This is a genomic window from Duganella dendranthematis (genome assembly GCF_012849375.1).
Taxonomy (GTDB): domain Bacteria; phylum Pseudomonadota; class Gammaproteobacteria; order Burkholderiales; family Burkholderiaceae_D; genus Rugamonas; species Rugamonas dendranthematis.
Genome location: NZ_CP051684.1, coordinates 4,699,561 through 4,713,257 on the forward strand (window position 1 = coordinate 4,699,561; position 13,697 = coordinate 4,713,257).

A 13,697-nucleotide genomic window follows, 5' to 3' on the forward strand; every position below is an offset into this window, starting at 1 on the left:
GCGCATTCCATAATTGATAAATAATTATGGGGTGTGCATGAAGATAGGTTTGCAAACGTGGGGAAGTCATGGCGATATCAGGCCATTCGTGGCGCTGGCGGAAGGCTTGCAGCAGGCCGGCCATGAGGTGACGCTGCTGATCACCTGCGTTGACAGCGGTGCGTATGCCGGTATGGTGTCGCCGTCCGGCGTGAAGCTGCGAGTGATTGCATCGCCGGTGATTCCGCTGTCGGAAGCGGCGCGCATCGGCGAGGCGGCCATCGGAATGCGCAATCCGCTGAAGCAGATGACGATGCTGATGGAAGCTGCGTTCCTGCCGGCGGAAGAAGCGATGTTTGCCGCCGCGCTGGAATTGGCGGCGGAGTCGGACCTGCTGGTCGGCCACTACTTCATGTATCCCTTGCAGATCGCCGCCGAGCAGGCCGGCAAGCCGTATGTCAGCGTGCTGCTGTCGCATGTGGCGATTCCGAGTGCGCACAGCCATCCGATCGGGCTGCCGTTCGGGCAGAGCTTCCTGTGGTGGTTGAGTTGCTGGGCTTTGCAGAAAACGGCGGGGCGTTATCCCAACCGCCTACGGGCGCGTTTGAACATGCCATTGACGAAGGACTTCGTTAATGAAGTGTGGCTGTCGGACCTTCTGACGCTGGTTGCGGTTAGCCTGCAGCTATGCGAGTGGCAGCCGGATTGGCCGTCATCGATTCGGTTGTGCGGCTTCCTCGACATGCCGAATATGCAGATCGAAGGGCGCCTGACCGATGCGGTCGAAGCCTTCCTCGCTGCTGGCGATGCGCCGGTCTACATGACCTTCGGCAGCTGGACGCCGCGCGATATTCCCAATCAGACCGATCACCTCAAGCTTTTCACCGATGCCGCCACACTGGCAGGCCGCCGTGCCATCATTCAAAGTGATGACGCTGCGGCCTGCGGTTTCCATTCGGACGAGCGGGTACTGTACGTTTCGGCCTCACCTCACCATTTAATCTTCCCGCGCTGCGCTGCGGTGGTGCATCACGGCGGCGCCGGCACCACGCAATCGGTCACGCTGGCGGGCAAGCCGTCTGTTGTCGTCGCACACATCAGCGAGCAGGAACATTGGGGTAAGGAGCTGCGCCGCATCGGCATCGCAGGCAAGCCTTTGCACCGCCGCAGTGTGACCGCAAAACAGCTGGCGGGGCGTATCCGCGCAATCAATCCGGCAATGCAGGCCAAGGCGCCGCTGGTAGCGCGCGCGATGGCGCAAGAGAACGGCGTCGCGGCGGCGGTCCGACTGATCAACGCACTATCTGGAACCCGGTGAATGGAATTTCTTAAAATCGCATCGCTGTTTTTCGTCACCGCACTGGCGGAAATCGTCGGCTGCTATCTGCCATGGCTGGTGCTGAAGCAGGGTAAATCGGTGTGGCTATTGGCGCCGGCCGTGGTGTCGCTGGCGCTGTTTGCATGGCTGCTGACGCTGCATCCAACGGCGGCTGGCCGCACCTATGCGGCATATGGCGGCGCATATATTTGCGTCGCGCTGCTGTGGCTTCGCTTGGTGGATGGCGTGGCGCTGACGCGCTTCGATATCGCCGGCGCGGTGCTGGCTTTGGTGGGCATGACGGTAATTGCACTACAGCCGTCGCAGTAATTATTTCAACGTTGAGAAAAGGATGACCTCATGATGTCTCGATTTGTTTTGAAGTGTTTGCTGGTAATGGCTTCCGGTACTGCGATTGCCGCGCCGGTGGACGACGAGTTGACGGCGCTGGTCAAGCGTCACGCGGAGGCGCAAGGCAGCTTCGATGTGGCCACGCTGAAGGCGATCACCGCCGAAAATTATGTGGAGATTTCGCCGGTCGGCGAGGTCGATCCGCGCGAGAAGATGTTGTCGTTCTATGCGCCGGAGCAGAAGCGTCCCAGCCCGCAACTGAAAATCGATGAACCGTTGGTGCGCGTGTTCGGCGACAGCGCTGTGATCTACACACGGCTATCCTACACCATGGGCGCGGGCGAAACGGCGCGCACCTTTGCGATGCGCGCCGGTTATGTGGCGCAGCTCAAGGACGGTAAGTGGCTGCTGGTGTCAGCGCAGTACACTGGCATCCGCCCGCCCAAAAACTGATTACAGCAGCGATTCCGCCAGGTCTTTCAGGTCGTCCGCATATTCCAGCTCAACCAGCTGCTTGCGGGCGACGCCGCTGCGCCAGGCGGCGGTGGCGATCTTCGGCGTGACGCCGATCAGCAGGCGCGGGTCCAGCAGGCCTGGAACGATGTAGTCCTTGCTGAAGCGCGCATCGCTGCGTGCCATGTCGGCCAGCGCCACAACGCAGGCACGCTTCATTTCCTGGTTGATGGTGGTGGCGCCTGAATCCAGCGCGGCGCGGAAAAGGTAAGGGAAGCACAGCGCGTTGTTGATCTGGTTCGGATAGTCGGAACGGCCGGTGGCGATGATCGCATCCGGCGCCACTTCGCGCACCAGTTCCGGACGCAATTCCGGCTCCGGATTGGCCAGCGTGAAGACGATAGGATGTGCCTTCATGTTCTGGATGTCGGCCTGCGACAGCACGCCAGGACCGGATACGCCGAGGAATACGTCGGCGTCGTGCATCACGTCCGACAGCGTGGTGGCGCTGGTGTCCTGCGCCCAAGCGGCTTTTTCGCCGTCCAGATTGCGCGCGGTGGTCAGCACGCCTTTGCTGTCGCAGACGAAGATGTTCTTGCGTTGCGCACCCAGGTCCACCAGCAGCTCCAGGCAGGCCACGGCTGCGGCGCCAGCGCCGGAGCAGACGATTTTCACGGTAGCGATATCGCGGCCGGTCATTTCGATCGCGTTCAGCATGCCGGCGCCAACCACGATGGCGGTGCCATGCTGGTCGTCGTGGAAGACTGGAATCGACAAGCGCTCACGCAGCTTGCGCTCGATGTAGAAGCACTCAGGCGCCTTGATGTCTTCCAGGTTGATGCCGCCGAAGGTCGGATGCAGGGCGGCGATGATGTCCACCAGCTTATCCGGATCGCTTTCGTCGATTTCGATGTCGAAGGCGTCGATGCCGGCGAACTTCTTGAACAGCACGACTTTACCTTCCATCACCGGCTTGCCGGCCAGTGCGCCGATGTTACCCAGGCCAAGCACCGCGCTGCCGTTGGTGATGACGCCGACCAGATTGCCCTTGGCGGTGTATTCGTAAGCCTTGGTCGGATCGCGCTTGATCTCGACGCATGGCGCGGCCACGCCGGGCGAGTAAGCCAGCGCCAGGTCTTCCTGGGTGCTGACGCTTTTGGTGATTTCGATGGCGATTTTGCCAGCGCTGCCGGCACGGTGATAGGCGAGTGCCTTTTGTTCTATCGTGGTCATATTGTTTTGTAGTCCTTGTAAAGCGAAAAACGCCCGTACGAGCCTAAGGGCAGGTACAGGCGCAAACTGCTGGGGATTCAGTGTTTATGGGTAGAGGCCACGAACTTCACGGGCTTGCAGCACTCGGGTGCAAGCGAGGATGAAGGTGGCGGTTCGCAGCGTGACTTTCTTGTCCTGCGCAACGGCCCATACTGCATTGAATGCATCCTGCATGATGCGGGTAAGGCGTGCATTAATTTCATCTTCGCTCCAGAAGAAGCTGGAGAAATCCTGCACCCATTCGAAGTATGACACGGTTACGCCGCCGGCGTTGGCCAGCACGTCTGGAACGATCAGCACATCTTTGTCGGTCAGGATGTCGTCCGCTTCCGGCGTGGTCGGGCCGTTGGCGCCTTCCAGAATGATTTTGGTGCGAATACGCGGCGCGTTAGCGGCAGTAATCTGCTGTTCCAGTGCGGCTGGAATCAGGATGTCCGATTCCACGTCCCAGAAAGCGTCACGCGTCAGCTGCGCTTCGGCGCCAGGGAAGCCGGCGACGCCGCCGGTTTCGGCCACGTGGTGGTGCAGACGGGCGATATCCAGGCCGCCTTGATGCACCACTGTCGCGGTGTGATCCTGCACGGCGATGACTTTGGCGCCGGCTTCCGCAAACATGGTCGCGGCTACACCGCCGACATTGCCGAAGCCCTGCACGGCGACACGGGCGCCGGCAATCGCCACGCCACGTTTGACGGCGGCTTCACGGCCCACCACGAACACGCCGCGGCCGGTCGCTTCGCGGCGACCCAGCGAGCCGCCCAGCGAGATTGGCTTGCCGGTCACGACGCCGGTCGACAGGTTGCCTTCGATCATGGCGTAGGAGTCCATCATCCACGCCATCACTTGTTCGTTGGTGTTGACGTCGGGCGCCGGGATGTCTTTGTTAGGGCCGATAATCAGGCTGATTTCGCTGGTGTAGCGGCGGGTCAGGCGCTGCAGTTCACCACGCGACAGGGTTTTAGGATCGACACGGATGCCGCCTTTGGCGCCGCCGTATGGCACGTTGACGGCCGCGTTTTTCACGGTCATCCACGCCGACAGGGCCATCACTTCGGACAGGGTCACGTCCTGGTGGAAGCGCACGCCGCCCTTGCCTGGACCACGCGACATATTGTGCTGCACGCGATAGCCTTCGTAGTGCGCAATGCTGCCGTCATCGCGCTCGATCGGCACGTCGACGGTCAGAATGCGCTTGGGGCGCTTGAGGGTTTCGACCCAACGCGACAGGCTACCGAGGTGCGGGGTAACGCGGTCGATTTGCTGCAGATAGACACCCCATGGACCGAGATCTTCGGCGTTGAGGTACGAAGGCAGTGCGTGTTGTGCTGGTACAGAGGTCATGCTCAAGGCTCCCAATGAATTCGTTTGCTGAGCGCCGCTTGTGGCGGTGCTCAAGTGGCACGAATCCTACGCCTGGGCTTTTGAGGCGGCCAATGCTGTATGCGCATTTAGCTATGCAAAAGATGCATAGTTATCTTTCGGATACTGGTGTACGGGGTTTTTTGCGGCCGCCGTTCTGCCGCATTTCGAGGAATTCCCACAGTCGGTCGACGATCGGTTTGCCGCGCCGCTGCGCGGATGCGCGTTCGCGGTACAGGCGGATTTCCATTTCGATTTCCCAGTCCGAGGTGTCACCGTCGGCGCGCGCCAGCTGCTTTTGTTTGAGCTCACGCGTGACAGCGGATTCCGGTAGGAAGGCGACGCCGCGGCCTTCCAGCGCCATCATCTTCAGGCCTTCGGCCATGTCGGTTTCGTAATGCGGCTCAAGGTGCAGCGGCGTCTTGGCGTCGTTGAGGATCAGCTCCACCATGCGTCCCAGATAAGCGTTGTTGGTGTAGGAGAGGAAGGGCAGCGGCGCGCGCTTGGTGCCGGGCAGCGTAAATTCCGGCACCTTGTTCTTGTCGCAGCGGGCGTAGGCGCGCAGCGATTCGCGGCCCAGCACCAGCATGTCGTAGCGGCCGGGGTCCAGCTGCACCGGCTGGCGCGGATGGTGATAGCACAGCAGCAGATCGCAGCCGCCTTCCACCAGTTGCAGCACCGCGTCGTGGACGTTGAGCGCCATCAGGCGGCTGCGGATCGGCGCGAAATCCTGCTCCAAACCGGTCAGCCACTTCGGCACGAAGGTCAGCGACAGCGTGTGCGGCACCGCCAGATCGATGCTGGTCTGCGCGGCGGCGCGCTTGGAGCGCAGTAGCTCGCGCGCGCCGTTGATCTTGGATAGCATCTCCAGCGCCTGCTCGTAGAACACCACGCCTGCCGGCGTCAAACGCGTCGGGTAGGAAGTGCGGTCGATCAGGTCTGTGCCCAACCAGTTTTCCAGCGACTGGATGCGGCGGGAGAAGGCGGGCTGCGTTACGTGGCGCAGCGCCGCCGAGCGGCTGAAGTTATTGGTCTCGACCAGCGAGATGAAGTCTTCCAGCCATTTGGTTTCCATGCAAAGTCCTTTACGGTGTCGTCGATGCGATGCTGCGGATCGGCGTGAACAAATAAGCGCCGGCCGCGAACAGCACCAGTATGATGCCACCGCCGAGGAACAATTGCGACAGCGAGACCAGCGTCAGTATCCATCCGGTGGCAGCGGCCGACAGCGGCGCCAGTCCCATAAAGATGAACATGAAGATGCTCATGGCGCGGCCCATCATCTGCTGGGGTACGCGTTGCTGGATCCAGGTGAAGACCTTGATCTGCATATAGCCGGTCAGCAGGCCGAGGGTCAGCATCAGCAAGGCCGCCTGCCACACCGCATGCACCATGCCGAGTGGCGCCAGTAGCACGCCGGCGATGGCGTCGGCCGTCAGTATCATCGCGCCGAAGCTAGCGAAGCGCAGCCGCGCACCAAGCTTGGCCGAGGCGCCCATGCCGAGTAGCGTGCCGGCGCCGTGCGCGCCCATGATCAGGCCCAGGGCGGAGGCGCCCTGCAGCTGGCTGGCCAGCACCGGCAGCGCCACCTGCATCGCGCCGCCGATGAACAGCGACACCGTGCCCCAGTAGATGAAGCACAGGCGCATCGGCTCATCGTCCCACACCATGCGCAAGCCTTCACCGACCGAGCGCAGGACCGACTGCGGCTTGGCATCGGCGGTTGACGACGTTGCGACGGCTGGCTGCAGCGTCACCTTGGCCAGCGTCCATGCTGACACCAGGTAGCTCAGGCAGTCGAAGCCGAATGCCAGCGAGAGGCCGCGCGCGTTGCTTACGCCGCCGTTGCCATCGCCGGCAAAGGCCAGCAGGCCGGCCGCCAGCAAGGGGCCGATCAGCATGGTGACCTGGCGGATGCCCATCATCATCCCGTTGGCGGCTTGCAGATGGTCGGCGGGGATGGCCAGCGGCAGGATCGACATCCCGGATGGCATGGCGAACGCCTGCGCCAGACCCAGTCCCAAAGCCAGCGCGTAAATCAGCTGCAGCGCCAGGTGCGGCGAGATGGCGACCGTCAGCGACAGTGATGAACTTAGCGCCACGGTCGGCGCCGAGGCGATATTCATCACCAGTAGCGTCAGCAGCGCAAGCAGCACGGCGTTGACGTACTTGGTCAGCATCAGCACGCGCTTGGGCGAGTAACGGTCCACCAGTGCGCCGCCCACCAGAATGAAGACTGCGCGCGGAATGCTCATCAGCGCGATCACCAGTCCCAGTGCCAGCGTGTCGCCGGTCAGCTTGAGCACCAGCCAGGGCAGGGCGATCATGGTCAACTGGTCGCCCAGCGCGGAGATTACGCCGCCGCGCATCAGCCACTTGAAGTTGGTGTTTTGCTTGAGCGCGTTCATGAGTTGGAGGCGTTCATGCCGGCGATCAAGGCCAGCGCGTTGCTCAAGTCACCAAACTGCGACGGCGGGCAGCTGCGCAGCAGGTCTTTGCTGATCTGGTCGACCACGGTGACGGCGTTGTTCAGCAGTTCGCGGCCGGTGTCGGTGATGGCGGCGTAGGCCACGCGGGCGTCCCGCGGGTCTTGCTGGCGTTCGACCAGGCCGATTTTCTCCAGCGGCAGCAGGGTGCGGGTGACACCGGACGCGGTCAGGCCCTGGCGCTCGGCCAGGTCGACGCGGCGCAGGCGGCCACCGGGTGCGCGGCTCAGATAATGCAGCAGCATGAAGTCGCTGAAGCTGATGCCGTGGTAGCCGCCCAGCACCTGGTCGAGGCGGCGGACCAGGGTGGCTTGGGCGCGGGCCAGGCGCAAAGTGAATTCCAGGCTGGGGCTGATTGGCGTATCCATAGTTGCTTCCTTGTTGAGTTATGCTTGAATAATACTTGAGTAAGCAAGTATTGTATAGTTTTTATTCCGGAGTCGTTAAACTGTAAGAAAATTACACCAACTGGGGACAGCAATGCACATGGGTACCACCGAGATCTTCCTGATCGCGATGACAATTATTTTCAGCGTGCCTTATCTGATCTGGCGCCTGGGCGGCACGGACTACTATGCGCCGCTGGTGGTGGTGCAGATTATTGCCGGCATCCTGCTGGGGCCTGGCGTGATGGGACGCGCCTTTCCCGAGTACTATTCTTTCGTGTTCAATCCGCAAGTGGTGCAGTCGCTCAACGGCATCGCCTGGTGGGCGGTGATGATTTTCGTGATGATCGCGGGCATCGAGCTGGATCTGAAAAAAGCCTGGGAGCACCGCCGCGAAAGCACCATTACCGCCGGCCTGGCGCTGGGCACGCCGCTGCTGTTCGGCTGCGTCGCCGCGCTGGGACTGGTCGGCTACGCCGGCTGGATGGGGCCGAAGGCGCATGACTGGCAGTTCGTGCTGGGCGTCGGCATGGCCTGCGCCGTGACCGCGCTGCCGATCCTGATCCTGCTGATGGAAAAACTGGAGATCCTGCGCCAGCCGATCGGCCAGCGGATTTTGCGCTACGCCAGTCTGGACGACATCGCCATCTGGGGCGTGCTGGCGGTGATCCTGCTGGACTGGGACCGGGTCGGCCGCCAGGCTGGCTTCCTGCTAGTGTTCGCGGTGGCAACCAAACTGTTCCGTATGCTGATGGTGCGCATTCCGGAGCGCGACCGCTGGTACATTTCGTTCATCTGGCTGGCGGTGTGCGCGCTGGCGGCGGACTGGGCCGGTTTGCATTTCATGGTCGGCGCCTTCCTGGCCGGTGCGGTGATGGATGCCGAGTGGTTTAACCAGGAAAAGATGGACTTCCTGCGCGCTAATGTGCTGATGGCGGTGATGCCGGTGTTCTTCCTCAGTACTGGCCTGCGCACCAACTGGGCGATGGGCGGCTCGGCGGTGTTCCTGGTGGCGCTGGTGCTGCTGGTGGCGTCGGTGTCGGGCAAGCTGGCTGGCATCCACCTGGCCGGCAAGATCCTCAAGTGGGGACCGGGCGAGGCGTCGATCATCGGCTGGCTGCTGCAAACGAAAGCGCTGATTATGATCATTTTCGTCAATATTCTGCTGGACAAACAGATCATCACCAGCGAGACCTTCACCGCGCTGCTGTTGATGGCGATCGGCAGCACCATGCTGACGGTGCCGATGGTCTATCCAAAATTGCAGCGCGTGGCGCAGCTGATCTTCAAAACCAGCTGATATAATATGGGGATGAACGATACTACTCAACTCCCTCCACTGCCGGATCGTCTGTCGATTGATCCTCGCAGCAAATTCCACGTCGCCGCCGTGTTTGAACACGATGTTGGCATCAGGTTCAACGGCAAAGAACGCATGGATGTCGATGAATACTGCATCAGCGAAGGCTGGATCAAGGTTCCAGCAGGTAAGTCGCTGGACCGTTTCGGCAACCCGATGCTGATCAAGCTGAAAGGCACGGTCGAAGCGTTCTACCGCTAAGCACCGGCCTGCGTCAGAAAAGCCGCCTGGTTCGCCACGGCGGCTTTTTACATTGTGGCTTGCGGCTCGTCGTAGCGGCTGGCCGACGCCAGCAGCAGTTCCAGGAACACTTTGACGACCGGCCGGCATTCGTCGCTGCGCCAGTTCAGCATCATGGCCAGCGGCGGCAGTCCCTCCAGCCGCACCGCGCGCATGCCGGCCGGCGGCGCGCCCAGCACAAACGAGGTGCCCAGCATCAGGCCCATGCCGTCTTTGGCCAGCTGGATGCCGAACAGCGACTGCGTGGCCGCGAACACGAAATTCGGTGTCACGCCGGCCACCCGGCATGTCTCGACCAGGCCGTCGTACACGGGTGGATTGACTTCGCGGGCGAACACGATGATGTTTTCTTCCGCCAGGCTGCTGAGCGGGAGCTGCTGCATGCCGGCCCAGCGGTGCGTCTCGGGCAGCAGCAAGGCCCATGGCGATGCCGCCACCAGGCGGCTGCTGACCTCGGCGCAATGGGGCAGGGCGGCGTCCGCGCCGCGCAGCACCACGCCAATCCCGACATCGATTTGCGCGCGCATCAGGGCGGTGCCTTGCTGCTGGTTGAGGATCTCCTGGCGCTGCAGCCGCGCGCTGGGATAGGCATGTTGAAGCTGGCTCATCGCCCCCGCCAGCACCGGCAGGCTGGCGTATTCGGTGATGCCAATGGCAATCGCCATGTTCTCCTCGCCACCGGCGGCGGCGGTGCGCTGCGCCAGCTGGTCGAGATTGCTGATGATTTTGGCGATGCCGTCGCGGAAGACGATGCCCGCCGGCGTCAGCGCCAGCTGGCGCTGGTCGCGGATAAACAGTTTGACGCCGAGGTTTTCCTCCAGCCGCGCAATTTGCTGGCTCAGCGCCGGCTGCGTAATCGACGCCAGGTCCGCCGCCCGGCCGAAGTGCAGCTCCTGGCTCAGGATTAAAAAGTTTTGATACATTCTCAGTTCTGAGGCCTTCATTTTTTTAAACCTTTGCGCTGAGCGTAGCTACCCATTCTACGCGATGAATCTGGCGCAGAGGCTGCTTGGGGTCGCCACCACGGCGCGCCGAAGCGAAACGCCACGGTGGTGCCGGAACCGCTGTCGCTGCTGATGCTGAAGCGGGCGCCGAGGCCGGCGGCGCGTTCGCGCATGCCGTGCAGGCCGAAGTGTGTACGCAACTGTGGCTGGCGCAACACGTTGGCCGGAATGCCGCAGCCGTCGTCGGTGACGCGGATAATGGCCTGCGCCGCCTGCCATTCTTCGGTGATGGAAATGCGGCTGGCGCCGGCATGCCGCACGGCGTTGCGGATCGCTTCGGCGAGGCACATGAACAGTTCGTCGGCAAAGCCGTTGGCCTGGGACGACAGCGCGGCCGATAGACGCGACTGAAAGCGCAGGCCGGCCGGTTCGCAGACCGCGAGCGCCAGGGCGTCGATCCGCATTTTCAATGACGCGGATGTATTGGCCTGGCGTAGTTCATAAATCAAATCCCTGCCCAGGCTCATGGCCGCGCCGGTTTTCTCGGCGATCGCCTGCAGATCGGCCGCAGGGCTTTGCAAGGCCAGCACGATCATGTGACACTGCTGGAGGAAGTCGTCATGCAGAATGCGGGCGATGCGATTGCGTTCGCGTTGCCGCTCGCTGAACATCAGTTCCGTGAGCTTGTCCGGCGTCATGAAGACCTTGCGATTGCGCATGCGATGCTTACTCAGTTGGATCGCGCGGATTCTACGCAGAATAGATTGCGCTTTCCAATTAGAAATAATTATCTGCGCGATAAGAGTGGCTTATCGCGGCTGACGCGCCAAAACAAAGGGCCGAGGCCTGTGCGAGACAGGACTCGGCCCTTGACGCTGGTGGCGCGAGGCGGCTTAGTGGGTCGCCGGGTTGCCGCGCAGCTTGTCCAGCATTTGCAGCGTGGCCGGCACCAGGTTCATGATTCCGTGATACGCGCAGTACTCACAAAATGCCTCCTCCGGCGTCATCGCAGCGATACTGGCGTCGGAGTGACCGCGGCGGCGCAGGGCGCGCAGACAGGCGGCATCCATATTTCTGGAATTCATGCACTTTCTCCCTTTTGAATCTGATAAGGTTGGTGGGTGGTACGATAGTTGCCTACTGAAAATATTATAATAGAAAATGATTCCATGTGGAAATAAAAATGGTTTTTATTAACATTTTGGACAAATGGCTACGCGGCCTGGCGACGATGATCGTCGGTGGCGTGGCGACGTGCGCCGTCGCTGGGACGCCGTTGACCGTGGTGACCGAAGAATTTGCCCCGTACAGCTATGTGGAAAGCGGCGAGGTCAGCGGCTATTCGACCGAAGTCGTGCGTGCCGCGCTGGCGCGCGCGGGCATCGACTACAGCATCCAGATCTATCCCTGGGCGCGGGCGTTGCAAATGGCCACGGCGCGTCCCAATGTGCTGATTTACAGCATCGTCCGTACGCCGCAACGGGAAAACCAGTTCCAGTGGATCGCGGCGATTGCACCACGCAATGTCTACCTGTACAAACTGGCGGCGCGTCAGGACATTCAGATTCACGCACTGGCCGATTTGAAACCGTATCGCATTGCCGCTAATCGCGGCGATGTGGTCGAGGAGCAGCTGCACCAGCTGGGTCTGACGGCCGACCTGTCGGCCAAGGATGTGTTCAGCTTGCAAAAGCTGATCGCCGGACGGGTCGACTTGATGGTGGCGACGGAGTTGTCGATCGAAGGCGTGTGCCAGCGGGCCAATGTGTCATGCGCGCTGCTGGAGCGCGGCATGCAGATGCCCGAGATCAGTGGCTACTATGTGGCGGCCAGCCTGGGAACGCCGGTCGCCACGGTGCAGCGCTTGCGGCAGGCGTTTGTCCAACTGCGCAACAGCGACGCCATGCGGCAGAGCGCCGACAAGTATGGCGTAACGCCTGTCAAATAGCGGCGGGAGCGACTGGTGCGGCCGGCGCCGCCAGGTTGCGGTTCAGTCGCCACAGCAGGGCGCCGGCGACCAGCGACGTGCCGACCACCACGTAACCGACCGTGTCGAAGTGCTGCAAGCGGCCGTCCGCCCCTTGGGTGACGATGTGGCCGGACACCACCGACGCCAGGCCGCCGGCCAGTTGCTGGATCGATGCGCTGATGGCGTTGTACGAACCGCGCTGGGTCTGCACCGGCACCGTTGACGACAGCGCCTGGAACGGAATCATGCGCGAGAAGATACCGACGAACATCATGGTGTTGACCACCACCAGCATCCACAGCGGCACCCGGCCCAGATGGGTGTAGATCAGCACCATGGCGATCGACAACCCGGTGCCGAACAGGAACACGCGGAACTTGCCAAAGGCGTCCGCGGCGCGGCCGATCATCGGGCCGATGAAGATGGTGCACACGCCGGTGATCAGGTACACGGTCGGCAGGTGATGCAGATCGATGCCCATATTGTTGACAATATAGGCGCTGCTGAACGGCATCAGCATGAAGCCGCCGGTGGTCAGCAGGGCGGTGATGGCGAATGCCAGCAGGTAGCGCTTTTCCGTCACCGTGTGGAACAGGTGCATGAAAGCGCTGTGCTCCTGCGGTTTGCCGAGGTGGGCGTTGACCGGCTGCATTTTCCACGCCACCACCAGACCGCCGGCCAGCCCGAACGCTGCCATGGCGATGAACGGCACATGCCAGTTCCACTGGTTGGACAGGTAGATGCCGACCGGGATGCCCAGCACCTGGCTGGCGGCAAACGCGGTCTGGATCAGGCCCATGACGCGACCGCGCATTTGCGGCGGGAACAGGTCGGTCGAAATGGCCAGCACGATGGAGCCGATCACGCCGCCGAACAGGCCGGTGAAGATGCGCGCCGCCAGCAGGCTCTCGTAGGTCGGCGCCAGGCCGCACCAGACGGTGCCGATAATGAAGCCGGAATAGAAGAACAGCAGCAGTTTCTTGCGGTCGTAGCGGTCGGCGAAACCGGCCGTCAGCAGGCCGGACAGGCCGGCGGAGAAGGCGTAGGCCGACACCACCAGGCCAAATTGCGCCGGGCTGATGTGCAGGTCCGGCATGATCAGCGCGCCCAGCGGCGACATGATCATGAAGTCGAGGATCACCGCGAATTGCAGGAAGGCCAGCATGGCCACGACGATTTTCTGGTAGCCGCTGAACGGCGGCGCAGGCGTTTTCTTCATTCGTTATCTTTCTTTTCGGATGGGCGGCAGAACGGCGCGCGGTGCTTGAAGAACTGTTCGCGCTGCTGGAAGAACTGGCTGCGTTCTTCCGGCGTCATGGCTTGCCAGCGCTGCCAGTGTTCGCGCTTTTCATGCCAGTCGCGGTGATGGCCGCGAAAGCCGCCAAACAGGATGCGGCAGAGTAGCAGCAATCCCAAGGCCTGCCAATAGTTGACGGCATTGGCGCCGGGGAAGATGGTCGGGATCAGGCAATTCCACAACCACATGACAATGGCGCCCAGCGCAGCGGCGCCGGCCAGTATCCACAGGCCTTTAATCAGTTTGAATTTCTTGTAGCTCATATTTTCGTGACGCATTTGGT

The 13,697-nt window shown here is 61.9% G+C and carries 16 protein-coding genes; 6 read left to right on the top strand and 10 right to left on the bottom strand.

Annotation, left to right across the window (positions count from 1 at the left end):
• The first annotated feature begins 37 nt into the window (after window positions 1–37).
• The 3 genes from HH213_RS21600 (at window position 38) to HH213_RS21610 (ending at window position 2,101) form a co-directional block, all read left to right on the top strand.
• Window positions 38–1,297, top strand: coding sequence for a glycosyltransferase (locus HH213_RS21600; protein WP_169113599.1), 1,260 nt, complete (start codon window positions 38–40; stop codon window positions 1,295–1,297).
• Window positions 1,298–1,627: a YnfA family protein gene (locus tag HH213_RS21605; RefSeq protein WP_169113600.1), complete on the top strand. Its 330-nt coding sequence runs from the start codon at window positions 1,298–1,300 to the stop codon at window positions 1,625–1,627.
• Window positions 1,628–1,693: 66 nt separating this feature from the next.
• A complete protein-coding gene (locus HH213_RS21610) occupies window positions 1,694–2,101 on the top strand; it encodes a nuclear transport factor 2 family protein (protein WP_169113601.1) in 408 nt (135 codons plus the stop codon).
• On the opposite strand, the gene HH213_RS21615 is transcribed toward HH213_RS21610, so the two are convergent.
• The 5 genes from HH213_RS21615 to HH213_RS21635 all read right to left on the bottom strand — a co-directional run bounded on the left by HH213_RS21615 (window position 2,102) and on the right by HH213_RS21635 (window position 7,586).
• On the bottom strand, window positions 2,102–3,334 hold the full coding sequence (locus tag HH213_RS21615; RefSeq protein WP_169113602.1) for a malic enzyme-like NAD(P)-binding protein: 1,233 nt from the start codon (window positions 3,332–3,334) through the stop codon (window positions 2,102–2,104). It lies immediately after the preceding gene.
• Between the two features lie 84 nt (window positions 3,335–3,418).
• Window positions 3,419–4,714 (bottom strand): Glu/Leu/Phe/Val family dehydrogenase, encoded by a 1,296-nt coding sequence (locus HH213_RS21620; RefSeq protein WP_110848467.1) that lies wholly within the window; start codon window positions 4,712–4,714, stop codon window positions 3,419–3,421.
• Between the two features lie 130 nt (window positions 4,715–4,844).
• A complete protein-coding gene (locus HH213_RS21625; RefSeq protein WP_169113603.1) occupies window positions 4,845–5,807 on the bottom strand; it encodes a LysR substrate-binding domain-containing protein in 963 nt (320 codons plus the stop codon).
• Window positions 5,808–5,817: 10 nt separating this feature from the next.
• Window positions 5,818–7,140, bottom strand: a complete 1,323-nt coding sequence (locus HH213_RS21630; RefSeq protein ID WP_169113604.1) for an MFS transporter — start codon at window positions 7,138–7,140, stop codon at window positions 5,818–5,820.
• A complete protein-coding gene (locus HH213_RS21635) occupies window positions 7,137–7,586 on the bottom strand; it encodes a MarR family winged helix-turn-helix transcriptional regulator (protein ID WP_174864423.1) in 450 nt (149 codons plus the stop codon). Before HH213_RS21635 ends, HH213_RS21630 begins: the two co-directional genes overlap by 4 nt.
• 112 nt (window positions 7,587–7,698) lie before the next feature.
• Between HH213_RS21635 and HH213_RS21640 the strand changes: the two genes are divergently transcribed.
• Entirely contained in the window at window positions 7,699–8,904 is a 1,206-nt protein-coding gene (locus tag HH213_RS21640) for a cation:proton antiporter (protein WP_169113605.1), read from the top strand.
• A 12-nt stretch (window positions 8,905–8,916) separates the two neighbouring features.
• On the top strand, window positions 8,917–9,165 hold the full coding sequence (locus HH213_RS21645; RefSeq protein ID WP_169113606.1) for a DUF3297 family protein: 249 nt from the start codon (window positions 8,917–8,919) through the stop codon (window positions 9,163–9,165).
• 47 nt (window positions 9,166–9,212) lie between these two features.
• Here the strand turns inward: HH213_RS21645 and HH213_RS21650 are convergent, their stop codons facing one another.
• The 3 genes from HH213_RS21650 to HH213_RS21660 form a co-directional block, all read right to left on the bottom strand.
• Window positions 9,213–10,127 carry a LysR family transcriptional regulator gene (locus HH213_RS21650; RefSeq protein WP_169113607.1) on the bottom strand — a complete coding sequence of 305 codons (915 nt, stop codon included), beginning with the start codon at window positions 10,125–10,127 and terminating at the stop codon, window positions 9,213–9,215.
• Between the two features lie 17 nt (window positions 10,128–10,144).
• Complete coding sequence (locus HH213_RS21655; protein ID WP_169113608.1) at window positions 10,145–10,867, bottom strand: sensor histidine kinase; 723 nt, start codon at window positions 10,865–10,867, stop codon at window positions 10,145–10,147.
• Between the two features lie 174 nt (window positions 10,868–11,041).
• The gene (locus HH213_RS21660) at window positions 11,042–11,233 is read right to left on the bottom strand and encodes a hypothetical protein (RefSeq protein WP_169109992.1); all 192 of its coding nucleotides are present in this window, start codon (window positions 11,231–11,233) and stop codon (window positions 11,042–11,044) included.
• Between the two features lie 98 nt (window positions 11,234–11,331).
• Here HH213_RS21660 and HH213_RS21665 point away from each other — a divergent pair, with 98 nt between their 5' ends.
• Window positions 11,332–12,096, top strand: coding sequence for a substrate-binding periplasmic protein (locus HH213_RS21665; RefSeq protein ID WP_169113609.1), 765 nt, complete (start codon window positions 11,332–11,334; stop codon window positions 12,094–12,096).
• Here the strand turns inward: HH213_RS21665 and HH213_RS21670 are convergent.
• Window positions 12,089–13,336: an MFS transporter gene (locus HH213_RS21670; protein WP_110848459.1), complete on the bottom strand. Its 1,248-nt coding sequence runs from the start codon at window positions 13,334–13,336 to the stop codon at window positions 12,089–12,091. The genes HH213_RS21665 and HH213_RS21670 overlap by 8 nt on opposite strands.
• Complete coding sequence (locus HH213_RS21675; protein WP_371875680.1) at window positions 13,333–13,692, bottom strand: hypothetical protein; 360 nt, start codon at window positions 13,690–13,692, stop codon at window positions 13,333–13,335. Before HH213_RS21675 ends, HH213_RS21670 begins: the two co-directional genes overlap by 4 nt.
• Window positions 13,693–13,697: the final 5 nt, after the last annotated feature.

Bases quoted from the DNA above. Each gene is read 5' to 3' on its own strand.
- HH213_RS21600 (WP_169113599.1), top strand. From the start codon at position 38: ATGAAGATAGGTTTGCAAACGTGGGGAAGTCATGGCGATATCAGGCCA.
- HH213_RS21605 (WP_169113600.1), top strand. From the start codon at position 1,298: ATGGAATTTCTTAAAATCGCATCGCTGTTTTTCGTCACCGCACTGGCG.
- HH213_RS21610 (WP_169113601.1), top strand. From the start codon at position 1,694: ATGGCTTCCGGTACTGCGATTGCCGCGCCGGTGGACGACGAGTTGACG.
- HH213_RS21615 (WP_169113602.1), bottom strand. From the start codon at position 3,334: ATGACCACGATAGAACAAAAGGCACTCGCCTATCACCGTGCCGGCAGC.
- HH213_RS21620 (WP_110848467.1), bottom strand. From the start codon at position 4,714: ATGACCTCTGTACCAGCACAACACGCACTGCCTTCGTACCTCAACGCC.
- HH213_RS21625 (WP_169113603.1), bottom strand. From the start codon at position 5,807: ATGGAAACCAAATGGCTGGAAGACTTCATCTCGCTGGTCGAGACCAAT.
- HH213_RS21630 (WP_169113604.1), bottom strand. From the start codon at position 7,140: ATGAACGCGCTCAAGCAAAACACCAACTTCAAGTGGCTGATGCGCGGC.
- HH213_RS21635 (WP_174864423.1), bottom strand. From the start codon at position 7,586: ATGGATACGCCAATCAGCCCCAGCCTGGAATTCACTTTGCGCCTGGCC.
- HH213_RS21640 (WP_169113605.1), top strand. From the start codon at position 7,699: ATGCACATGGGTACCACCGAGATCTTCCTGATCGCGATGACAATTATT.
- HH213_RS21645 (WP_169113606.1), top strand. From the start codon at position 8,917: ATGAACGATACTACTCAACTCCCTCCACTGCCGGATCGTCTGTCGATT.
- HH213_RS21650 (WP_169113607.1), bottom strand. From the start codon at position 10,127: ATGTATCAAAACTTTTTAATCCTGAGCCAGGAGCTGCACTTCGGCCGG.
- HH213_RS21655 (WP_169113608.1), bottom strand. From the start codon at position 10,867: ATGCGCAATCGCAAGGTCTTCATGACGCCGGACAAGCTCACGGAACTG.
- HH213_RS21660 (WP_169109992.1), bottom strand. From the start codon at position 11,233: ATGAATTCCAGAAATATGGATGCCGCCTGTCTGCGCGCCCTGCGCCGC.
- HH213_RS21665 (WP_169113609.1), top strand. From the start codon at position 11,332: ATGGTTTTTATTAACATTTTGGACAAATGGCTACGCGGCCTGGCGACG.
- HH213_RS21670 (WP_110848459.1), bottom strand. From the start codon at position 13,336: ATGAAGAAAACGCCTGCGCCGCCGTTCAGCGGCTACCAGAAAATCGTC.
- HH213_RS21675 (WP_371875680.1), bottom strand. From the start codon at position 13,692: ATGCGTCACGAAAATATGAGCTACAAGAAATTCAAACTGATTAAAGGC.